23 protein-coding genes and 1 tRNA gene are annotated in these 18974 nt (G+C 69.8%); 11 read left to right on the plus strand and 13 right to left on the minus strand.

Annotation, left to right across the window (positions count from 1 at the left end; all coding sequences use genetic code 11):
• Window positions 1-136: 136 nt before the first annotated feature.
• On the minus strand, window positions 137-1336 hold the full coding sequence (gene metK, locus B3D50_RS14085) for a methionine adenosyltransferase (RefSeq protein WP_286952122.1): 1200 nt from the start codon (window positions 1334-1336) through the stop codon (window positions 137-139).
• 241 nt (window positions 1337-1577) lie between these two features.
• On the opposite strand from metK, the gene B3D50_RS14090 reads away from it, so the two are divergent.
• Both B3D50_RS14090 and B3D50_RS14095 read left to right on the plus strand, forming a co-directional pair.
• On the plus strand, window positions 1578-2840 hold the full coding sequence (locus B3D50_RS14090; RefSeq protein ID WP_286952123.1) for a Glu/Leu/Phe/Val family dehydrogenase: 1263 nt from the start codon (window positions 1578-1580) through the stop codon (window positions 2838-2840).
• Between the two features lie 106 nt (window positions 2841-2946).
• Window positions 2947-3171, plus strand: coding sequence for an oxidoreductase (locus B3D50_RS14095; protein WP_286952124.1), 225 nt, complete (start codon window positions 2947-2949; stop codon window positions 3169-3171).
• A gap of 64 nt (window positions 3172-3235) precedes the next feature.
• Here B3D50_RS14095 and B3D50_RS14100 read toward each other — a convergent pair.
• The 3 genes from B3D50_RS14100 to hemC form a co-directional block, all read right to left on the minus strand.
• Window positions 3236-3311 (minus strand) — tRNA-Thr (locus tag B3D50_RS14100).
• A gap of 47 nt (window positions 3312-3358) precedes the next feature.
• Window positions 3359-4066, minus strand: coding sequence for a uroporphyrinogen-III synthase (locus B3D50_RS14105; RefSeq protein WP_286952126.1), 708 nt, complete (start codon window positions 4064-4066; stop codon window positions 3359-3361).
• Window positions 4067-4070: 4 nt separating this feature from the next.
• Window positions 4071-5015: a hydroxymethylbilane synthase gene (hemC, locus tag B3D50_RS14110; RefSeq protein WP_286952128.1), complete on the minus strand. Its 945-nt coding sequence runs from the start codon at window positions 5013-5015 to the stop codon at window positions 4071-4073.
• A 53-nt stretch (window positions 5016-5068) separates the two neighbouring features.
• Between hemC and tsaD the strand changes: the two genes are divergently transcribed.
• From tsaD to B3D50_RS14125, 3 genes are read left to right on the plus strand one after another with little or no spacing between them, the layout of a single operon-like run.
• Window positions 5069-6199 carry a tRNA (adenosine(37)-N6)-threonylcarbamoyltransferase complex transferase subunit TsaD gene (gene tsaD, locus B3D50_RS14115; protein ID WP_286952318.1) on the plus strand — a complete coding sequence of 377 codons (1131 nt, stop codon included), beginning with the start codon at window positions 5069-5071 and terminating at the stop codon, window positions 6197-6199.
• A gap of 42 nt (window positions 6200-6241) precedes the next feature.
• Window positions 6242-7240, plus strand: coding sequence for an NAD(P)H-dependent glycerol-3-phosphate dehydrogenase (locus tag B3D50_RS14120; RefSeq protein WP_269296427.1), 999 nt, complete (start codon window positions 6242-6244; stop codon window positions 7238-7240).
• Window positions 7240-7629: a Rieske (2Fe-2S) protein gene (locus B3D50_RS14125; protein WP_286952132.1), complete on the plus strand. Its 390-nt coding sequence runs from the start codon at window positions 7240-7242 to the stop codon at window positions 7627-7629. Before B3D50_RS14120 ends, B3D50_RS14125 begins: the two co-directional genes overlap by 1 nt.
• A gap of 22 nt (window positions 7630-7651) precedes the next feature.
• Here B3D50_RS14125 and B3D50_RS14130 read toward each other — a convergent pair whose 3' ends face one another.
• The 6 genes from B3D50_RS14130 to B3D50_RS14155 form a co-directional block, all read right to left on the minus strand.
• On the minus strand, window positions 7652-7810 hold the full coding sequence (locus tag B3D50_RS14130) for a hypothetical protein (protein ID WP_286952134.1): 159 nt from the start codon (window positions 7808-7810) through the stop codon (window positions 7652-7654).
• Window positions 7811-7882: 72 nt separating this feature from the next.
• Entirely contained in the window at window positions 7883-8356 is a 474-nt protein-coding gene (locus tag B3D50_RS14135; RefSeq protein WP_286952136.1) for a phasin family protein, read from the minus strand.
• 20 nt (window positions 8357-8376) lie between these two features.
• Window positions 8377-9156: a creatininase family protein gene (locus B3D50_RS14140; RefSeq protein ID WP_087141914.1), complete on the minus strand. Its 780-nt coding sequence runs from the start codon at window positions 9154-9156 to the stop codon at window positions 8377-8379.
• An 86-nt stretch (window positions 9157-9242) separates the two neighbouring features.
• Window positions 9243-9842, minus strand: coding sequence for a TetR/AcrR family transcriptional regulator (locus tag B3D50_RS14145; protein ID WP_286952138.1), 600 nt, complete (start codon window positions 9840-9842; stop codon window positions 9243-9245).
• Window positions 9842-11434, minus strand: a complete 1593-nt coding sequence (locus B3D50_RS14150) for a DHA2 family efflux MFS transporter permease subunit (protein WP_286952140.1) — start codon at window positions 11432-11434, stop codon at window positions 9842-9844. Before B3D50_RS14150 ends, B3D50_RS14145 begins: the two co-directional genes overlap by 1 nt.
• A complete protein-coding gene (locus tag B3D50_RS14155) occupies window positions 11431-12552 on the minus strand; it encodes an HlyD family secretion protein (RefSeq protein ID WP_286952142.1) in 1122 nt (373 codons plus the stop codon). The genes B3D50_RS14150 and B3D50_RS14155 overlap by 4 nt, the downstream gene beginning before the upstream one ends.
• Window positions 12553-12689: 137 nt before the next feature.
• Here B3D50_RS14155 and nth point away from each other — a divergent pair, with 137 nt between their 5' ends.
• Window positions 12690-13454 (plus strand): endonuclease III, encoded by a 765-nt coding sequence (gene nth, locus B3D50_RS14160; protein WP_286952144.1) that lies wholly within the window; start codon window positions 12690-12692, stop codon window positions 13452-13454.
• A gap of 2 nt (window positions 13455-13456) precedes the next feature.
• Here nth and B3D50_RS14165 read toward each other — a convergent pair whose 3' ends face one another.
• The gene (locus B3D50_RS14165) at window positions 13457-14347 is read right to left on the minus strand and encodes an ATP-grasp domain-containing protein (protein WP_286952146.1); all 891 of its coding nucleotides are present in this window, start codon (window positions 14345-14347) and stop codon (window positions 13457-13459) included.
• A 148-nt stretch (window positions 14348-14495) separates the two neighbouring features.
• Here B3D50_RS14165 and B3D50_RS14170 point away from each other — a divergent pair, with 148 nt between their 5' ends.
• From B3D50_RS14170 to B3D50_RS14190, 5 genes are all read left to right on the plus strand, one after another.
• Window positions 14496-15530, plus strand: a complete 1035-nt coding sequence (locus tag B3D50_RS14170) for an adenosine kinase (protein WP_286952148.1) — start codon at window positions 14496-14498, stop codon at window positions 15528-15530.
• A gap of 69 nt (window positions 15531-15599) precedes the next feature.
• The gene (gene ccmC, locus B3D50_RS14175) at window positions 15600-16319 is read left to right on the plus strand and encodes a heme ABC transporter permease CcmC (protein WP_003166604.1); all 720 of its coding nucleotides are present in this window, start codon (window positions 15600-15602) and stop codon (window positions 16317-16319) included.
• Window positions 16320-16331: 12 nt separating this feature from the next.
• On the plus strand, window positions 16332-16484 hold the full coding sequence (ccmD, locus tag B3D50_RS14180; protein WP_269296416.1) for a heme exporter protein CcmD: 153 nt from the start codon (window positions 16332-16334) through the stop codon (window positions 16482-16484).
• Window positions 16481-17044 (plus strand): DsbE family thiol:disulfide interchange protein, encoded by a 564-nt coding sequence (locus B3D50_RS14185; protein WP_286952151.1) that lies wholly within the window; start codon window positions 16481-16483, stop codon window positions 17042-17044. The genes ccmD and B3D50_RS14185 overlap by 4 nt, the downstream gene beginning before the upstream one ends.
• Before the next feature lie 69 nt (window positions 17045-17113).
• Window positions 17114-17344 carry a hypothetical protein gene (locus tag B3D50_RS14190; RefSeq protein WP_269296414.1) on the plus strand — a complete coding sequence of 77 codons (231 nt, stop codon included), beginning with the start codon at window positions 17114-17116 and terminating at the stop codon, window positions 17342-17344.
• A gap of 51 nt (window positions 17345-17395) precedes the next feature.
• Here B3D50_RS14190 and B3D50_RS14195 read toward each other — a convergent pair whose 3' ends face one another.
• Both B3D50_RS14195 and B3D50_RS14200 read right to left on the minus strand, forming a co-directional pair.
• Window positions 17396-18058: a MarR family winged helix-turn-helix transcriptional regulator gene (locus tag B3D50_RS14195; protein WP_286952153.1), complete on the minus strand. Its 663-nt coding sequence runs from the start codon at window positions 18056-18058 to the stop codon at window positions 17396-17398.
• Between the two features lie 269 nt (window positions 18059-18327).
• Window positions 18328-18972 carry an inner membrane-spanning protein YciB gene (locus B3D50_RS14200; RefSeq protein WP_286952155.1) on the minus strand — a complete coding sequence of 215 codons (645 nt, stop codon included), beginning with the start codon at window positions 18970-18972 and terminating at the stop codon, window positions 18328-18330.
• Between the last annotated feature and the right edge of the window lie 2 nt (window positions 18973-18974).

Below are 18974 nucleotides of genomic sequence, written 5' to 3' on the forward strand. Positions count from 1 at the left end.
TCGGCGCGCTTAAAGGACCAGACGCGCCGCGATGCAAGCGCGGGATTGGGGCGCGGGTCGGCCAATGCGTCGAGGGCGCCGCGAACTGATCCGCGACGCCCCCGTTTCAGGCTGGATTTTCAGCCGCTTAGAGGTCTCAGGCGGCCAGGGCCTTGAGGGCGTCGACCAGGTCGGTCTTTTCCCAGGAGAAGCCGCCGTCGGCGTCCGGCGCGCGGCCGAAATGGCCGTAGGCGGCGCTGCGGCGATAGATGGGCTTGTTCAGCCCCAGGTGCTCGCGGATGGCGCGCGGCGAGGCGCCGCCGATCAGCTTGGGCAGTTCGCGTTCCAGCACCGCCTCGTCGATCTTGCCCGTGCCGTGCAGGTCGACGTGGACCGACAGGGGCTTGGACACGCCGATGGCGTAGCTGATCTGGATGGTGCAGCGGTCGGCCAGGCCCGCGGCGACGACATTCTTGGCCAGGTAGCGGCAGGCGTAGGCGGCCGAGCGGTCGACCTTGGTCGGATCCTTGCCCGAGAAGGCGCCGCCGCCGTGCGGGGCCGCGCCGCCGTAGGTGTCGACGATGATCTTGCGCCCGGTCAGGCCGGCGTCGCCGTCCGGGCCGCCGATGACGAAGGTGCCGGTCGGGTTGATGTGCCAGTCGGTGTCGGCGGTGATGAAGCCCTGCGGCAGCACCTTCTCGACATAGGGCTTCACGATGGCCGCCACCTGATCCTGGCTCAGATTGGCCTTGTGCTGGGTCGAGACGACGATGGAGGTCGCGCGCACCGGGAGGCCGTCTTCGTAGTGCAGCGTCACCTGGCTCTTGGCGTCAGGCTCAAGGCCCGGCTCCCTGCCCGAATGGCGGGCCTCGGCCAGGGCTTTCAGAATGTTGTGGCTGTAGGCCAGGGTGGCCGGCATCAGCTCGGGCGTCTCGTTCGAGGCGTAGCCGAACATGATGCCCTGGTCGCCTGCGCCCTCGTCCTTGTCCTCGCCGGCGTCGACGCCCTGGGCGATGTGGGCCGATTGCGGGTGCAGGTTGTTCTCGAAGCGGAAGGTCTCCCAGTGGAAGCCGTCCTGCTCATAGCCGATGTCGCGCACCACGCCGCGCACCGTATCCTCGATTTCCTGTTCGACGCCGGGAGCCCAGTTGCCTTCCGTGTCCATGATGCCCTTGCCGCGGATCTCGCCGGCCAGCACCACCAGATTGGTCGTCGTCAGGGTTTCACAGGCCACCCGCGCTTCGGGATCCTTGGACAGGAACAGGTCGACGACGGCGTCGGAAATCTGATCCGCAACCTTGTCGGGATGGCCTTCCGAGACGCTCTCGGAGGTGAAGAGGAACGACGAACGGGCCAAGGCAGGCTCCTGCGAGACGATGAAGCCGCCAGACATATAAAGATATGCTTATACGTGCAAGGCGGCTTCTGCGGTCGGGATTCTGATCATGCGCGGCGCGCTGCTGCTCATCGTGTTTTGCAGGCGCGTTCTGAATTCTTGCGTTGCAGCATTCGATGTGGCAGCAAAATCCCCCTCCGCTACGAACTTGCATAAATTTCGTTCTTTGGCGCTGTCTTTAGTCTAGCCATTTGGAAAATTAATGCCCAGCCCGAACATCCTTGACGCGGCCCTGACCCGTCTCGACGAAGCCGCCCGGCATGTGCAGATCGACAGCGACGTGCTGGAGAAGCTGAAGTATCCGCGCGAGACGATGAAGGTTCGCCTGCTGATCCGCATGGACGACGGGTCGCGCAAATCCTTCCTGGCCTGGCGCTGCCGCTACGACGACACGCGCGGCCCGACCAAGGGTGGCATCCGCTTCCACCCCGACTCCACCGCCGAGGAGGTCGAGACCCTGGCCTTCTGGATGACGGTGAAGTGCGCCGTGGCCAACCTGCCCTACGGCGGCGGCAAGGGGGCGGTGCAGGTCGACCCCAAGGCCCTGTCCAAGGCCGAACTGGAGCGGCTGTCGCGCGCCTATGTCCAGGCCTTCGCGGGCATCATCGGCCCGGACCGCGACATCCCGGCGCCGGACGTCTATACCAACGCCATGATCATGGGTTGGATGGCCGATGAGTACGCCTCCATCCAGGGGCAGGCCGCGCCCGCCGTCATCACCGGCAAGCCGATTGCGCTGGGCGGCTCGGTCGGGCGCGAGGACGCCACGGCGCGCGGCGGCTTCTACCTGACCTGTCACCTGACCGAACGGCTGGGCCTGCCGACGGAGGGACTGCGCGTGGCGGTTCAGGGCTTCGGCAATGCGGGCCAGCATGCGGCGCGTCTGTTCCGGAGCATCGGGGCGAAGATCGTCGCCGTGTCGGACTCGGGCGGCGCGGTCCACGCCGCCGCCGGGCTGGACCTGGACTCCCTGCTGGCGGCCAAGGCGGCGCGCCGGTCGGTGGTTCAGGCCGAACACGGCGGCGAGGTCATTGCGGCGGACGAGTTGATCGGCGTCGACTGCGACGTCCTGGCCCCCTCGGCCATGGAGGACATGATCCACGACGGCAACGCCGCCTCGGTGCGGGCGAAGGTCGTGCTGGAGCTGGCCAACGGCCCGATCACGCCTGAGGGTGACCGCATCCTGGCCGACAAGGGCGTGGTGGTCCTGCCTGACATCCTGGCCAATGCGGGCGGGGTGACGGTGTCCTATTTCGAATGGGTCCAGAACCGTCAGGGCTATTACTGGACGCTGGACGAGGTGCAGTCGCGCCTCAAGACCATCATCGAGACCGAGGGCGACGCCGTCTGGTCCATCGCCGAGGACAAGGGCGTCACCCTGCGCACGGCGGCCTATATCCACGCGCTGGGCCGTCTGGCCGCCGCCATCGAGGCCCACGGCACCCAGCAGTTCTTCGCCAGCTAGGCCGTCTGGGCTCTTCTTTCGACTTCTCCAAAGCGTCGCAATTCCAACCGCTTCCCTGTCATCAACCTTGGGCAAAGGGGCGGCGACCGAGGTCGGGAGCGCGCCCATGGACGTCTTCTATTGTCTGATCCACACGCCCGAGGCGATCACGCCCGAGCTGTGCGTCCTGCCGGGCGCCACCGAGGTCGAGGCCGTGCGCGGCCTGACGGCGGTCGCGCGCGACTGGCCGCGCCTAGAGCGCATCGACCTCTATCGCGGCAACCACGAGGTCCGCAGCTTCGCCCCGTCCGATCTCGCTCCGGTCCGGCCCCTCCGCGCCCTGGCCGCCTGACGTTCGAGCGCGCGGATGCGCCGCCCAAGGCGTGGGTGCGATTCTGACGGGCGAAGAGAAAAGGTGGTGCCGCTTAGGTGACTCGAACACCTGACCCCCTCATTACGAATGAGGTGCTCTACCAGCTGAGCTAAAGCGGCCCCAGCGTCGTTCGCGCATGGAGGCGCGAGCGAGCGAGGAGGGCTCTTTATACGGGAGCGGTGGGCTTGCCAAGAGCCGATAGCATCGCCGGTTCATCAGGGGCGGCGGCGATGCGGATTTCGGCGAAATCGAAGGGGCGCAGGGGCGAGGCGGCGGCTTCGGAGATGCAGATGGCGATGCGGCCGGATGCGGCGGGGCGGGGCAGATCGGCCGCCAGGATTGTAGCAAGCGCGCGGGCGGCGCGGGGGGAATGGAGCATGACCGCGTCGAAGGGTTCGGGCGCGGGCGCGTGGGTCTCGAAGGCGGCGTAGACGGGCAGGCGCTGGACCGGGCGGTCCGGCAGCAGGGCGGGCAGGTCGCCCGCCGGTTCGCGCGCGCCGGGGGCGAGCAGGGGGCCGGCCGGGGCTTCGGCGGCGATCAGGCGGGCCAGGGCGTGGATGTCGCCGGCGGCGGAGCGGACGTGGGCGAAGCCGGCGGCGCGGGCGGCCTCAGCCGTGGCGTCGCCGACGGCGAAGGCGGGGTGATGACGGAAACGCGGGATCAGGGGGGCGAAGGCCTCGACGCCGTTGGGGCTGGTCAGGGCGAGGGCGGCGACGGCGGCCGGATCAGGCGCGGCGTGGAGGGCCTCGGGCAGGGGCGCAAGCGTCAGCAGGGGCGCGATGATCGGGGTGAAGCCCAGCGCCGTCAGCCGGTCCGCCGTGCGGGCGGCGCCCGGCTCGGCGCGCGTGACCCAGACGCGGCGGATCGGCGCCATGGCCCTAGAGCGCGATCTTCTGGTCGCCGGCGACGGCCTGGACCTGACCGCCGAGGTCGAGACCGAGGGCGCGGGCGGCGGCGTGGTCAACGTTTGCGGCGATGTCGCCGGAGCGGGTCCAGCGGCCCGAGCCGTCGGGGCTGAGCATTTCGGTGCTGAGATGCAGGCGGCCGTCCGTGATGTGGGCGTAGGCGCCGATGGCGGTGCGGCAGGAGCCTTCCAGCGCGGCCATGGCCCCCCGCTCGGCGGCGACGGCGAGGGCGGTGGGGGCGTGGTTGAGGGCGCGGGTCCAGGCGGCGTCGACGTCGCCCTCACGCGTCTGCAGGGCCAGGGCGCCCTGACCCGGCGCGGGCAAGAAGGCGTCCAGCGGCAGGCGCTGGCGGATGACTTCGCCCAGGCCGAGGCGGTTGAGGCCCGAACAGGCCAGCAGGATAGCGTCGAAGTCGCCGTCGCGCAGACGCTTCAGCCGGGTGTCGACGTTGCCGCGCAGCATCTCGATGTTCAGGTCGGGACGCAGGGCCAGCGCCTGCGCTTGACGACGCAGGGAGGCGGTGCCGAAGCGGGCGCCCTGCGGCAGGGCGGCGAAGGTGGCGTAATGGTCGCTGATGAAGGCGTCGCGGGGATCTTCGCGCTCGGGCACGGCGGCGATGGCCAGGCCGGGCGGCTGTTCGGCGGGGACGTCCTTCATCGAGTGGACGGCGACGTCGACGCGGCCGTCGAGCAGGGCTTCCTCGATCTCCTTGGTGAAGAGGGCCTTACCGCCGATTTCCAGCAGGCGGCGGTCCTGGATGCGGTCGCCGGTGGTGACGATCTCGACCAGGGGGACCAGGGTTTCGACCTCGGCATCGGGCACGCCTAGGGCGCGGCCGATGGCGCGCTGCATCATGCCGGACTGGGCCAGGGCCAGGCGCGAACGTCGGGTGCCGATGCGCAGGAGAGGTTGAGTCACGTCGAGACGCCGTTGCGAAAGGGGGGGCGGGTCGCTAACTCCGCCCAATGAAGATGGACGCGGACTATAGCAGGGCGGCGGACGGGGCAACCGAACGCGGGTCGGACGGTTTGACCGTGCTGGGCCTGGAGACCAGCTGCGACGAGACCGCCGCTTCGGTGGTGCGTCTGTCGGCGGCGGGCGCCGAAGTGCTGTCCAGCGTCATTCACAGCCAGATCGACGACCATGCGGCCTATGGCGGGGTGGTGCCGGAAATCGCCGCCCGCAGCCATGTGGAGATGATCGACGGCGTGACGCGCCGGGCCATGAACGAGGCCGGGCTGGACTGGAGCGCGCTGGACGGCGTGGCGGCGACGGCGGGGCCGGGCCTGGTCGGCGGGGTCATGGTGGGCCTGTCCTACGGCAAGGCGGCGGCGCTGGCGCGGGGCTTGCCGCTGATCGCGGTCAACCATCTGGAAGGCCATGCGGTGTCGGCGCGGCTGGGGGCGGAGACGACCTATCCCTTCCTGCTGCTGCTGGTGTCGGGCGGGCATTGCCAGCTCTTGGAAGTGCGCGGCATCGGCGACATGAGCCGGCTGGGCACGACCATCGACGACGCGGCGGGAGAGGCCTTCGACAAGATCGCCAAGGCCATGGGGCTGGGCTATCCGGGCGGGCCGGCGCTGGAGAAGCTGGCGGCGTCAGGCGACGGGTCGCGCTTTGATCTGCCGAGGGCGCTGCTGGGGCGCAAGGATTGCGACTTCTCCTTCTCGGGGCTGAAGACGGCGGCGTCGCGTCTGGCCCAGACCTGCGAGACGGAACAGGACCGGGCTGATCTGGCCGATGCGGTGCAGAAGGCGATCGCGCGCCAACTGGCCGAACGCTCCGAGCGGGCGATGAAGGATTACGCCGAGGCGCATGAACACCGCCTGTTCGTGGTGGCCGGGGGCGTGGCGGCGAACAAGACGATCCGGCGGACGCTGGAGGATCTGGCGATGAAGCACGGCTTCGCCTTCCTGGCGCCGCCGATGGCCTATTGCACCGACAATGCGGCGATGATCGCCCTGGCGGGGGCGGAGCGGCTGGAAAAAGGGCTGACGTCGGACATCGATGTCGCCGCCCGGCCGCGATGGCCTCTGGACGAGACGCGCGCGAGCGTTGATCCTGTGCACAAGAAAACGGGCCGCAAGGGCGCCAAGGCTTAAAGCGGCTTGGCTCTCGGCGGGGGTCGGGGGACCGGAGAAGACATGGAATTCCATACGGCAGGCGTAATTGGCGGCGGCGCCTGGGGCACGGCTCTGGCGCAGAGCGCGGCGGCGGCGGGTCTGGCCGTCATTCTGCAGGCGCGCGAGCCCGAGGTGATCGAGAGCATCCGCACGCGGCGGGTCAACGAAGCCTTCCTGCCGGGGGTCGAGCTGGATTCGGCCATCAACGTCACCTCGGACCTGGCTGACCTGGCCGACTGCGACCTGATCCTGGCCGTACCGCCCGCCCAGCACATGCGGGCGACGCTGACGGCCTTTGCGCCCTACGCCCGTCCGGGCCTGCCGATCATCCTGTGCTCCAAGGGCATTGAGCGCGGCTCCCTGAAGCTGATGACCGACGTGCTGGCCGAGACGATTCCCTCGGCGACGGCCGCCGTGCTGTCGGGGCCGAGCTTCGCCGCCGAGGTGGCGCGGGGCCTGCCCAGCGCCGTGACCCTGGCCTGCGCCGATGCGGCGATGGCCGAGGCGCTGGCGGGCGCCCTGTCGGGGCCGGTCTTCCGCCCCTATTACGCCGACGACCTGATCGGGGCCGAGACGGGCGGGGCGCTGAAGAACGTGCTGGCCATCGCCTGCGGCATTGTCGAGGGCCGCGAACTGGGCCGCAGCGCCCACGCCGCCGTCATCACCCGCGGTTTCGCCGAGATCGTCCGCGTCGCCACGGCGCTAGGCGGCAAGGCCGAGACGGTGGCGGGCCTGTGCGGCCTGGGCGACCTGGTGCTGACCTGCTCCAGCCCGCAATCGCGCAACATGAGCTTGGGCCTGGCCCTGGGGCAGGGCCTCAGCGTCGAGCAGGCGCTGGAAGGCAAGCGCTCGGTGGCCGAGGGCTATGAGAGCGCGCCGGCCGTGCGCGAGCTGACGCGCAAGCTGGGCGTCGACACGCCGATCTGCGAGGCGACGGCGGCGGTGCTGGCGGGCGAACTGACGGTGGATCAGGCGATCGAGAGCCTGATGAGCCGTCCGCTGAAGCCCGAGCGCGAATAGTGACCGAAGAGGGTCCGGCGGCCGAAACCCAGGAGCGCAAGCGGGTCTGGAAGACGCCGCCGAACGTGGCCCTGTGTCTGGAGGCGGACATCGCCGATCCCGGATCGCGCGGCTTCGTGCTGCAGATCGGCGAAGCCTTCTTCCACGGCTTCGTGGTGAAGAAGGACGGTCAGGTCGCGGGCTGGGTGGATCGCTGCCCCCACGCGGGCTTTCCCATCGCGGTGGAGCTGGACCGCTATCTGACGCCGGACGGTTCGCTGATCCTGTGCGGCTGGCACGGGGCGGCGTTCGAACCCCTGTCGGGGGCCTGCGTCGCCGGACCCTGCGCGGGCGGCAAACTGACGCCCTGGCCGGTCGAGGCGCGGGACGGGGTCATACGCACGGCGTGAGGGCAGAAGGGACGCTAGAGCCCTATTCCTTCGGCACCAGTTTGGGATCCTTGGTGAAGGCTTCGTCGACCTCTTGCTCGGTGATCCGCTTGGAGGGGTCGCCCGGCTGGTTGAGGTTCTGCTCCTCGGTGCCGTCGCCCATCATGCCGGGGTGGGGGTCTTTGGGGTCTTTCTCAGCCATGGTGATTTCCTCCGCATGGATGCAAAGGCAATCCGGCGACAGCGCCGGGCGTTCCATCACGCCCGCGCGAGGTTAGCGCTTCAGGCGTCGCGCATTGGCTGTGGCCGTGGCGTGGACGGGGGCCAGGGCGCGCCCCTGCGCTTTCAGCGCCGCGCCGTAGAAGGACCAGCCGTCGCTCATCGCCCGGCTCCAGGCGCCCATGGCCCAGTCGGTCTGGGCGGCGGCGAAGGCCAGGGGCGTGTCGGCGCGGGCCAGTTTGGCCAGGCAGTCGGCGGCCTCGGCCCCCTCGCGCGCGGCCAGGCGTCCGGCGCGCTCGGCCAGGTCCAGCGCGCCGGTATAGGCGGCCCCGGCCGAGGCCGTCATGGCCTCGACCTTTTCCACGCCCATGCGGCTCAGCTCGGCGTGGTCGGCGCGCAGGGGGTCGGCCAGGGCCTCGCCCATGATCTCGAACCGCCGCGTGATGACGGCGGCCGAGGCCTGGGCCAGTTCCTGACCGGCCTGGGCGTTTCGCAGGGCGTTGCGGGCCGTCTTCTGCATGGGGCTCATGCAGCGACCCTGGGCTGGTTTCAGGCGACCGGCAAGACTTCTTGCGCGAAGTCGGTCAGGTCGCGGATCAGGGCCGGAACGGCGGCGTCGATGATGCGCTGGCCCTTTTCCGGGGTCGCCTGCGCCGGGTCCGAGCCGATGCGGCCGTCGGGGAAGCGGGCGCGATAGTCGTTGGCGTCGCGGATCGGGCCGAAGGGGGCGATCTTCGGCTCATAGGCGGCGGTCTTGATCCGGTCGGGATAGCCCGCCTGGGTCACGGCGATCTCGGACGGGGTGGCGTGGCTGCCGTGGCCGGTGGGGAAGATGTCCTCGCACAGCTTCTGCACGCCCGGCAGATCCCACCAGTTGCGCAGCTTCAGCACGAAGGGCGGTCGCTCGGCCCAGGGTTCGGGCGTGAAGGACCAGTCGGCGTAGATCTCGGCGAAGGCGGCCTCGATGGTGGCGACGTTGCCGCCGTGGCCGTTCAGGAAATAGATGCGCTCGAAGCCGTGGCGCGTCAGCGACGACACCCAGTCGGCGATCGCCGCCATGAAGGTCGACGGGCGCAGGGTGATGGTGCCGGGAAACGCCAGGTGGTGCTGGGCCATGCCGATGTTGAAGGTCGGCGTGACCACCAGGCTGTCGTCGCCCTTCTCCGCCGCGTGGGCGATGATCTCGGGGCACAGCCAGTCGGTGCCCAGCAGGCCCGTCGGCCCGTGCTGTTCGTTCGAGCCGATCGGCACGATCACCGTCTTGGACAGAAGGGCGCCGGACTTCAGGCGCTCGTCGATCTCGGGCCAGGACGACAGGTGGATCAGCATGGGAAGGACTCCGACGGGCGGGAGGTGAGGGGACTGAGGGCGGCTTTACGCTGATCCGCCTTCAGGGCCAACTTGGGCGCGAACGCCTATTGCGGCGCGAAGGCGCGGACGAAGCGCCGGGCGGCCTCGCGGGCGCGGGCGGGGATGTCGTCGATCGCGGGGTGGGGCAGGCCCAGCACCGAGCGCAGATGGCCGTGGCCCAGGACCATGCCGGTGAACATCTCGGCGGCGGCGACGGGATCGGGCGCGGACAGGCGGCCCAGGCGGTCCTGCTCCTCCAGCCAGACGGCCAGACGGCGCAGGTTCTGGCCGGGGCCGGCGTCATAGACGACGCGCGCCAGTTCGGGCGCCTCGGGCGAGGCCAGGGCCAGACCGCGCAGGGCGACGCCGCGCCCCTCGATGCAGATGCGGCGGATCAGGGTCTCGGCCACGCTTGCCAGGGCGGTCTCGACGTCCATGTCCGAGGCGAGGGGGGCCAGGGTCTCTTCCGAGCGCTGGGCCGCCAGGTCGCGGGCGATGTCCGTCTTGGTCGGATAGCGGTTGTAGAGGGTCTGTTTGGACACGCCCGCGCGCCGGGCGACCTCGGCCATGGAGACCTTGGCGCCCTTCTCCATGAACAGTTCGGCGGCGGCGCGCAGGATGGCGCGGCTCTTGTGTTCGTCGATCTGACCGAGGGCGCGGGGCATCAGTGGGCGTCCGAAGGAGCGGCGGAGGGATTGGGCTTGGCCGGTTTGGACAGCAGGGTCAGGAAACCGGCGCAGGCGCAGCCGATGGCTAATAGGGCGAAGGCGTCGCCGAAGGCCAGCGTGGTCGCCTGTTTCTGTAACAGGCCGTAGATCGCCTTCATCGCCGAGGCCTGGGGGTCGATGGAGCCGGCGAAGCGCACGGCCATGCCCGCCATCATGTCGCGCACCCCCTGATGGGTCTGGTCGATGGCGCTGGTCAGCTCGACCATGTGCAGGGCGGTGTTCTGGGTCAGGGAGGTGTTGAGGATGGCCAGGCCGAAGGCGCCGCCGACGTTTCGGCTGAGGTTCACCAGGCCCGAGGCGTTCTTGACCATGTGCGGCGGCAAGGTGGCCATCGTCACCTGCTGCGAGGCGATCATGGCCAGCATGACGCCGGCCCCGCGCATGGCCTGGACCCCGGCGAACTCCCAGAAGCCCCACTGATCCGTCACGATGCGGGCGTCCCACATGCCCCAGGCGGCCATCATGAAGCCCACGAACATCAGGATGCGCGCATCCACCGCCCGCACCAGCCGCCCGGCGATGGGGCCTGTGGCGAACATGGCCAGGCCGGAGACGATCATGGTGGTGCCGACCTCGGCCGCCGAATAGTCGCGCACCCGGCCCAGGAACAGCGGCAGCAGGAAGGTGCCGCCGAACAGGGCCGCGCCGACGATGAAGGTCATCAGCACCCCGACCACGAAGTTGCGGTTGCCGAAGGCGCGCAGCTCGACGATCGGGTTGCGGTAGCTGAGCGAGCGCCAGACGAAGGCCGGGCCGCAGACGGCGGCGACGACGCTGAGCAGCAGGATCATGTCGTCGGCGAACCAGTCCTCCTTGGCGCCCTCCTCCAGCACGAATTGCAGGCTCATCAGGAAGGCGGCCATCAGGGCCAGGCCCAGCCAGTCGAAGCCCTTGGACAGGCTGGGGTCGCCCTTGTCGAAATGGGCGTAGCGCCCGACCAGGAACAGGACGATCGCGCCGGGAAAGACGTTGATGAAGAACAGCCAGCGCCAGCTGAGCCATTCCGTCAGATGGCCCCCCAGCGTCGGGCCGACGGTGGGGGCCAGCGTTACGATCAGGCCCATGATGACGCTGGCCGTCACGCGCCGCTCGGGCGGGAAGGCGGTGAAGGCCACGGCGAAGACGGTCGGGATCATGGCCCCGCCGACGAAGCCCTGGAGCGCGCGGAAGACGATCATCATCTCGATCGACGACGACAGGCCCACGGCCACGCTCATCACCAGGAAGCCGAGACAGGAAGCCAGGAACACCTTCTGCGTGCCCCACAGCCGCGACAGGTATCCCGACAGAGGGATCATCACGACCTCGGGGATCAGATAGGCGGTCTGGATCCAGCTGATCTCATCGGCCGAGGCGCCGACCCCGGCCTGGATCTGCGGCAGGGAGGCGGCGACGATCTGGATGTCCAGAATGGCCATGAACTGGCCGATGACCATGCCGGCGAAGCCGAGCAGCAGCACGGTCCAGTTGATCTCGGGCTGGGCGGCGGGGGCCGGGGCCGCTGCTGTCGGGGCCGCCGTCTGGCTCACCGGCCGGAGCTCGGATTGGCGGCCTGGGCCCGCGCCGTCTCGCCCATGTGGGCTTCGGCGAAGGCAGGCCCGCCCCGGCTCTTCAGGTCGACCTTGACCTCGACCGACAGGCCGGGCCGCAGGACGATCGGCTGGCCCGAGGCGTCGCGCTGGACGACAATGCGGACGGGCACGCGCTGGGTGATCTTGGTGAAGTTGCCGGTGGCGTTCTCGACCGGGATCAGGGCGAACTCGGACCCGGTGGCCGGGGCGAAGCTGTCGATACGGCCTTGCAGCGACCGGCCGGGGAAGGCGTCGGCCTTGATCTCGACCGCCTGGCCCAGACGCATCCGCCCGACCTGGGTCTCCTTGAAGTTGGCGACGACATAGGTGTCTTGAAGCGGCACCACGGACATCAGCTGGCCGCCCGCCTGCACCACCTGACCGACGCGCACGCCGCGCGCGCCGACGACGCCGGCCACAGGGGCGCGGATCACGGTGCGGTCCAGCGTCAGCTGCGCCTGATCGACCAGGGCGCGGGCCTGCTCGACGGCGGCGACGCTCTGCTGGCGGGACGAGCCGAGGACGGCGGCGGTGCGCTGTTCGGCGGTCAGGGCGGCCTGGGCCTGGGCGACCGAGGCGCGGGCGGTCTCGGCGGCGGCGCGCTGGGTCTCGATGCGCTGCTGCGACACCCAGCCCTGATCGGCCAGCTTGCCGTAACGGTCGACCTCGGCGCGGGCCAGGTTCGCCTGGGCCTGGGCCTGGGTCACGGCGGCGGCGCGGGCGGCGATCGTGGCCTGCTCCTGTTCGGCGCGGGCGTCGACATTGGCGACGGCGGCGGTCAAGGCCGCCAGATTGGCCTGAGCCTGGGCCAGGGCGGCGCGGGCGTCGGCGTCGTCCAGCCGGACCAGCACCTGGCCGGCCTCGACGCGCTGGTTGTCCTTGACCAGGACTTCGACCACCTCGCCGCCGATGCGCGGGCTGACGGCCACGGTGTCGGCCTGGACGAAGGCGTTGTCGGTGCCTTCCCAGCGCTGCTTGCCCTGCCACCAGACCACGCCGCCGATAATCAGGCCCAGGCCGACGACGCCGGCGACGATCAGGGGCAGGCGCTTCTTGAGCGGGGCGGGGAGGGCCATGGGGGAGACAGCTCGCTTGGATTTCACGCGTAAAATGGACGGCGCTGTCCAGAATACAAGGCGTGGCTGCGATTTTTTGTCGCAGTGTCGCGAGCGCGCGACATTGACGCCGGGCGCGGGGAAGGCGAAGCGGGGGCATGGCTCCGTTGAAATCCGCCTCCCGCCAGAAGAAGGCCGTTCAGAAGGCCGGGCTGACCCCGCCGCCGGGCAAGCGTTCGCGCCAGCCGAAGAAGGCCCCCGTCGGCGTCGTCATCAGCTGGCCGCCGGATGAGGACCGGGTGGAGGAGATCTTCGTCCGCCTGTCAGGCGTCATGCCCGATCCGAAGACCGAGCTGGACTTCGTCAATCCCTACACCCTGGTGGTGGCCGTCGCCCTGTCGGCCCAGGCGACCGACGTGGGGGTCAACAAGGCGACCAAGGCTCTGTTCGCCGTCGCCGACACGCCGCAGAAGATGCTGGCCCTGGGCGAGGAGGGGCTGATCCCCCTGATCGCCTCCATCGGCCTCTATCGCACCAAGGCGAAGAACGTCATCGCCGCCGCCCGGATGCTGGTCGAGAAGCACGGCGGCGAGGTTCCGCTGAACCGCGCCGACCTGCAGGCCCTGCCTGGCGTCGGGCGCAAGACCGCCAGCGTGGTGCTGAATGAACTGGGGATCGAGCCGGCCATCGCGGTGGACACCCACGTCTTCCGCGTCTCGCACCGACTGGGCCTGGCCAATGCGGCGACGCCGGACAAGGTGGAAGTCCAGCTGCACCAGGTGGTGCCCGAGGCCTGGCTGCCCAAGGCGCACCACTGGCTGATCCTGCACGGCCGCTACACCTGCCTGGCGCAGCGGCCGAAGTGCAGCGCCTGCGTGATCTCGGACCTGTGCCCGTCGCGGGCCAGCTTCATGGGCGTGTAGGCCTAGCGCTCCAGCCGCGCCCGCACCGCCTGACCGAAGCGGGCGCCGGCTTCAGGCGCGGCGGCCAGGTAGAAGTCCGGCTCGATCAGTTCGGCCTCCATCAGCACCCAGTCGCCATCGTCGTCCTTGGTCATGTCGATGCGGGCGTAGAGCAGGTCTTCGTCGATGGCGGCCAGGGTGCGTTCGGCCAGATCGAGCGCGCCCTGGGGCGCGGCCTCCAGCGCCAGGTATTGTCCGCCGTACTGGGTCTGGATGCGGAACTCGCCCGCCGCGCCGGGGCGCTTGTTCACGACGTGGCTCAGTTCGCCGCCGAAATAGAGCAGGGAGGTCTCGCCCTCGGTCTCGATGGCCTTGAGATAGGGCTGGATCATCGTTCCGCCGACGGGGGCGTCGGCCAGGGCCGCGTCCAGCAGGTCGCCCGCCGCCACCCGCAGGGTGCGCCAGGCGCCGCCCGAGACTGTGGGCTTGACGATCAGGGTCTCGGCGCCCGTGGCGGCGAAGGCGGCTTCCAGAACCGCAGCGTCGACGTGGTCGGCGAAGATCGTCTCGGGCACGGCGACGCCTTTTTCCGCCAGGCGGGCCAGGTAGCGTTTGTCGGCGTTCCAGCGCAGGGTCGCGGCCGGATTGGCCAGGGGCGCGCCCGCCTCGGCCCAGGTCGTGCAGGCCTGGACCCAGCGGTCGTGATCCTGATGATAGCCCCAGACCAGCAGCGGCAGGACCAGGGGGAAGTCCGTCAGGGCGCGAGCGTTCTCGACGTGATCGGTCCAGGGCGTCGGCCGCGCCGTGATCCCCGCCGTCGCCAGCGCCTCGCCCAGCCGGTCCAGCACGCCGGGCCACAGGGTCGAATAGGTGGGGTCGGCCGGATCGGGGGTCAGGACGGCGACGTCGGTCATGGGCGCGGCTCCGCATGGCCCGGCAGGGCGGTGTGCAACAGGTCCATCGGCTTTAGGCCGCCGCCTGATCGGCGTGAAGGGCCGCTTTTCGTACGACGGCGGGGCCGGCGCTCTGGCGCGCGGCGGTCTCGCCCGCTATGGGGCGCAAATGACCCAAGTCCTGCCCCCCTTCGCCCACAACGCCCGTTTCGACGTCTGCGCCCTGGGCAACGCCATCGTCGACGTCCTGGCGCCGTGCGATGCGGCCTTCCTGGAGGCCAAGGGCCTGATCCCCGGCTCGATGCAACTGGTCGACGAGGATCAGAGCGCGGCCCTGTATGACGCCATGGCGGCGGGGGTCGAGGCCTCGGGCGGTTCGGCGGGCAACACCGTGGCGGGCGTCGGCTCGTTCGGCGGGCGCGCCGCCTATATCGGGAAGGTGGCCAAGGACACCCTGGGCGAGGTCTTCAGCCACGACATCCGCGCCGTCGGCGTCCACTTCGACACCCCCGTGCTGGAAGACGGCGCGGGCAAGGGCTTCGGCACCGGCCGCTGCCTGATCAACGTCACGCCGGACGGCCAGCGCACCATGTGCACCTTCCTGGGCGCCGCCAACCAGCTGACCACGGCCGACGTCGACGCGGGCGTGATCGGCGACAGCGCCATCGTCTATCTGGAAGGCTATCTGTTCGATCCGGCCCCGGCCCGCGCGGCTTTCGAGGCCGCCGCCGCCGCCGCCCATGCGGCGGGCCGCAAGGTCGCCATCACCCTGTCGGACAGCTTCGTGGTCCACCGCTGGCGCGCCGAACTGCTGGCCTTCATCGAGAGCTCGGCCGACATCGTCCTGGCCAATGAGGCCGAGCTGCACGCCCTGTTCGAGACCGAGGACTTCGACCACGCCGCCGCCCACCTGGGCCGCATCGTCGAGGTGGCGGCCGTGACGCGCGGCGCCGCCGGTTCGGTGCTGTTCCGCGGCGGAGAGCGGGTCGAGGTCGCCGCCTATCCGGTCGAGAAGGTCGTCGACACCACGGGCGCCGGGGATCAGTACGCGGCGGGCGTTCTGCTGGGCCTGTCGCGCGGCCTGTCCCTGGCCGAGGCCGGGGCGTTGGGTTCGCTGGCCGCGTCGGAAGTCATCGCCCACTGGGGCCCGCGTCCGATGGTCGGGCTGAAGGATCTGGCGGCGCAGCACGGCCTGAGCCTCTAAGAGCCGCGACAAAGGGTCGGACGCCGCGCCCGCTTGCCGTGGGGCGCTGGGCCGCGTAATCGGCGGGCCATGTTCGGCCTCGCCAATCCCGACCGCTTCATGCGCTTCACCGGCCCCCTGGTTCCGGTGCTGTGGATCTGCGCGCTCGGCCTGCTGCTGCTCGGGACTTGGTTCAGCTTCGCCGCGCCGGGCGACTATCAGCAAGGCGACACCGTCCGCATCATGTTCATCCACGTTCCGGCCGCCAGCCTGGGCCTGATGGCCTATGGGGCGCTGGGCGTGTCCAGCTTCTTCGCCCTGGTGTTCCGCCATCCGCTGGCCGATGCGGCGGCGCGGGCGGCCGCCGTGCCGGGCGCGGCCTTCACGGCCCTGGCCCTGGTCACCGGCTCCCTGTGGGGCCAGCCCATGTGGGGGACGTGGTGGGTGTGGGACGCGCGCCTGACCAGCGTGCTGGTGCTGTTCCTCTTCTACCTCGGCTACATGGCCCTGCGCGCCTCGATCGACGATGAGGCCAAGGCGGCGCGGGCGGCGGCGGTGCTGGGTCTGGTCGGCCTGATCAATCTGCCGATCGTCAAGTTCTCGGTCGACTGGTGGAACACCCTGCATCAGCCCGCGTCGCTGCTGCGGTCGGGCGGGACCAGCGTGGATCCGGTCTTCCTGCCCGCCCTGCTGACCATGATGGCGGCCTATGCCGTGTTGTTCGGGGCGATCTGGCTGACGTCGATCCGCACCGAGGTCCGTCGCCGTCGTGTTCTGACCCTTCGCGCCCGCGCGGCGCTGGAAGCCTGATGGAGGCGCTTCGTGCTTGATCTGGACATGAGCCCCTACGGCGCCTTCGTATGGCCCGCCTGGGGGATCAGCGCCGTGGTGCTGGCCGCCCTGTCGGCCCGCGCCCTGATCGCCGCCCGCCGCTGGAAGCGCGAGCTGGCCCGGCTGGAGGATGCGCGCAAATGAAACGCTGGCTGGCCCTTTTGCCCATCGTCGTCCTGGCGGCGCTGGGGATCTTCCTGATGACGCAGATGGACCGGATGGCGGGCGATCCCGCCGCGGGTCCGACCTATAAGCCGGACGCTCTGGTCGGCCAGCCGATCCCGGAGACGACGGTCCTGCCCATCCTGGCGGACGGCAAGGCCAGCGACGACCTGCTGGATCTGAAGACGGCGGGGGTCGGCAAGCCGATGATCGTCAACGTCTTCGCCAGCTGGTGCGCGCCGTGCCGTCTGGAGCATCCGCATCTGATGACGCTGAAGGAGCAGGGGATCGCCGTGGTCGGCGTGGCCTATAAGGACGATCCCGTCGCCACCGACGCCTTCCTGGAAGAGCTGGGCGATCCCTATCGCCTGGTGCTGGTCGACCGCGAGGGACGCGCCGGGCTGGACCTGGGCGTGTCGGGCGTGCCCGAGAGCTTCGCCGTCGACGCCTATGGGACCATCGTCGCCAAGTCCTCGGGGCCGATCCTGACCGACGCCGATCTGAAGACGCTGACCGACGCCCTGAACGCTCCGGCGCGTTGAGGCGATCGCCCGAAACAGGGTGAATCGCGCATTAACCATATCTAGACGAAGCGCGGGCATCTTCATGCCATGTCCGCGATTTCGTCCGAGCGGCCGGCCTTTCCGCCCCAGGCGGGCGGTGCGGCCCACGCCCTGAGAACGGCCCAGTCGGCCTTCTTCCGCCAGGCCATGGGGCTGGCGGCGCCGATTGCGGCCGAAGAGACGGCGCGTCCGGTTGCGGCGGCTGCTGCGCCGGTCGAACAGGCGGCGCCGACGTCGCGCCTGCAACGCCCCGGCTCCCTGCTCGACATTCGGGTTTAGGGCGCAGCCTCAATACCCCGCTCATCCCGGCGGACGCCAGAAGGGAAGGACTTAGCCTTCAGCCGCGCCCTTGAGCGGGACCACGACGGCGTCGGCGACGTCGTTGGTCTGTGCTTGCTCCACGAACGGCTCGCCCTTTTTCTTCTTCTTGCCGCGGCCGTCGGTCTTGCCGTCGCCCTTGCGCGCGGCTTTCTCCGCCTTCTTGGCGTCCTTGGCGGCCTTCTTCGCCGCCTTGATGTCGGCGCGGGCCTGTTCGGGTGCGGCGTCGGCGGCGTCGGACAGGCTGCACAAAAGATCTAGGAAGCTGTCGCGCTTGGACTTGGGCAGCAGGCCCATGATCCGCTTGTCGGCGGCCTCGACGCGCGGGCGCGCGGCCAGCAGGGCGGCCTCGCCCTCGGGCGACAGGCGCACGGCCTTGGCGCGCGCGTCCAGCGTCGAGCGTTCGCGCTCCAGCAGGCCCTTGGTCGTCATCCGCGCCACCAGGTCGGCCAGGGTCGAGCGGTCGATGCCGGTGGCCTTGACCAGGTCGGTCTGAGTCAGGCCCGAGCGGGCGGCCACGGCCTCAAGCACGGCGAACTGGCGCTGGGTCAGGCCGTCCGGCCCCGCTTCCTCGGCGTAGATGTCCAGCGCCAGCTGCAACGCGCGGTGCATCAGATGGCTGGGCGATTCCGCCAGCCCGCCCTTGATCTTCGCCTGCTTGCCCGACTTGATCATCGTCTTCGTCCCCGAACAGCCCGATACCGGCCGTGGCCGGATGATGCTGCAACAGCTAACAGCCCGGCTTAACGCTTTGACGACGTTAAGGCTGACGGTTTGAAGACATTTAAGCGGGCCTACCGCGCGTTCGCGCTGCTTGAGGCCTTTGTTTGGCGGGCCTACCGGGCTTCGCCCTACTTGAGGCCGGGAATGGATGATCGAGTCCCTCTATGCCTCCGTCATCCTCGGGTTTGACCCGAGGATGACGAAAGCTGTCGGGGCGACCGTCAGAGGCCCGTGTCGGGGGAGACGGGGCCGCGTTCCTCGTCCTTGGTCATGTTCTTCAGGATCAGCGGCACCTGCGACAGGCCGAAGATGGAGGCCGCGATCCACAGCACGCCGCGGAAGGCCGTCCAGACGCCGTTGGGATCGGGCGTCCCCAGGTTCAGGGCCGACCAGATGGCGGTGACGGCGGTCGGGCTGCGGAACACCTCATTGACGATAGCGACGGCCAGGAAGTAGAGGCCGTAGCGGAAGGTCAGCTTGCGCCAGGCCTCGTCCGTCACCTTGATGGCCGAGCCCAGCAGGGCCTTGAACGGGTATTTCTTCAGCGGCAGCGAGCCCAGCAGGACGGCGGCCAGCAGGCCGTTCTGCACCGTCAGCTTCAGCTTCACGAACAGGTCGTCGTCGGTGACGATGGTCATGATCCCGAACACCAGGGCGAAGCCGCCGGTGATCAGGGGCATGGGCGCCAGGCGCCGCTCCAGGATGAAGCCCACCGCCAGGGCGATCATCGAGGCGATGACCAGCACCCAGGTCGCCTTGATCATGTCGCGGGTGATGAAATAGGCGGCCATGAAGGCGACCAGGGCGCCGAAGTCGACGGCCTGACGAATCCACTGCGGGCGCTTGGTTTCGGTCGCTTCACTCATAC

The organism is Brevundimonas sp. UBA7507 (assembly GCF_002478355.1).
Taxonomy (GTDB): domain Bacteria; phylum Pseudomonadota; class Alphaproteobacteria; order Caulobacterales; family Caulobacteraceae; genus Brevundimonas; species Brevundimonas diminuta_D.

What these genes read in the sequence shown, in the direction of transcription:
- B3D50_RS14155 (WP_286952142.1), bottom strand. Translation starts at nt 12,552, where the DNA reads ATGGCCCTCCCCGCCCCGCTCAAGAAGCGCCTGCCCCTGATCGTCGCC.
- B3D50_RS14135 (WP_286952136.1), bottom strand. Translation starts at nt 8,356, where the DNA reads ATGAGCCCCATGCAGAAGACGGCCCGCAACGCCCTGCGAAACGCCCAG.
- nth (WP_286952144.1), top strand. Translation starts at nt 12,690, where the DNA reads ATGGCTCCGTTGAAATCCGCCTCCCGCCAGAAGAAGGCCGTTCAGAAG.
- B3D50_RS14165 (WP_286952146.1), bottom strand. Translation starts at nt 14,347, where the DNA reads ATGACCGACGTCGCCGTCCTGACCCCCGATCCGGCCGACCCCACCTAT.
- B3D50_RS14140 (WP_087141914.1), bottom strand. Translation starts at nt 9,156, where the DNA reads ATGCTGATCCACCTGTCGTCCTGGCCCGAGATCGACGAGCGCCTGAAG.
- B3D50_RS14145 (WP_286952138.1), bottom strand. Translation starts at nt 9,842, where the DNA reads ATGCCCCGCGCCCTCGGTCAGATCGACGAACACAAGAGCCGCGCCATC.
- B3D50_RS14095 (WP_286952124.1), top strand. Translation starts at nt 2,947, where the DNA reads ATGGACGTCTTCTATTGTCTGATCCACACGCCCGAGGCGATCACGCCC.
- B3D50_RS14090 (WP_286952123.1), top strand. Translation starts at nt 1,578, where the DNA reads ATGCCCAGCCCGAACATCCTTGACGCGGCCCTGACCCGTCTCGACGAA.
- B3D50_RS14170 (WP_286952148.1), top strand. Translation starts at nt 14,496, where the DNA reads ATGACCCAAGTCCTGCCCCCCTTCGCCCACAACGCCCGTTTCGACGTC.
- B3D50_RS14190 (WP_269296414.1), top strand. Translation starts at nt 17,114, where the DNA reads ATGTCCGCGATTTCGTCCGAGCGGCCGGCCTTTCCGCCCCAGGCGGGC.
- B3D50_RS14120 (WP_269296427.1), top strand. Translation starts at nt 6,242, where the DNA reads ATGGAATTCCATACGGCAGGCGTAATTGGCGGCGGCGCCTGGGGCACG.
- tsaD (WP_286952318.1), top strand. Translation starts at nt 5,069, where the DNA reads ATGGACGCGGACTATAGCAGGGCGGCGGACGGGGCAACCGAACGCGGG.
- B3D50_RS14185 (WP_286952151.1), top strand. Translation starts at nt 16,481, where the DNA reads ATGAAACGCTGGCTGGCCCTTTTGCCCATCGTCGTCCTGGCGGCGCTG.
- ccmC (WP_003166604.1), top strand. Translation starts at nt 15,600, where the DNA reads ATGTTCGGCCTCGCCAATCCCGACCGCTTCATGCGCTTCACCGGCCCC.
- B3D50_RS14195 (WP_286952153.1), bottom strand. Translation starts at nt 18,058, where the DNA reads ATGATCAAGTCGGGCAAGCAGGCGAAGATCAAGGGCGGGCTGGCGGAA.
- B3D50_RS14130 (WP_286952134.1), bottom strand. Translation starts at nt 7,810, where the DNA reads ATGGCTGAGAAAGACCCCAAAGACCCCCACCCCGGCATGATGGGCGAC.
- B3D50_RS14105 (WP_286952126.1), bottom strand. Translation starts at nt 4,066, where the DNA reads ATGGCGCCGATCCGCCGCGTCTGGGTCACGCGCGCCGAGCCGGGCGCC.
- B3D50_RS14200 (WP_286952155.1), bottom strand. Translation starts at nt 18,972, where the DNA reads ATGAGTGAAGCGACCGAAACCAAGCGCCCGCAGTGGATTCGTCAGGCC.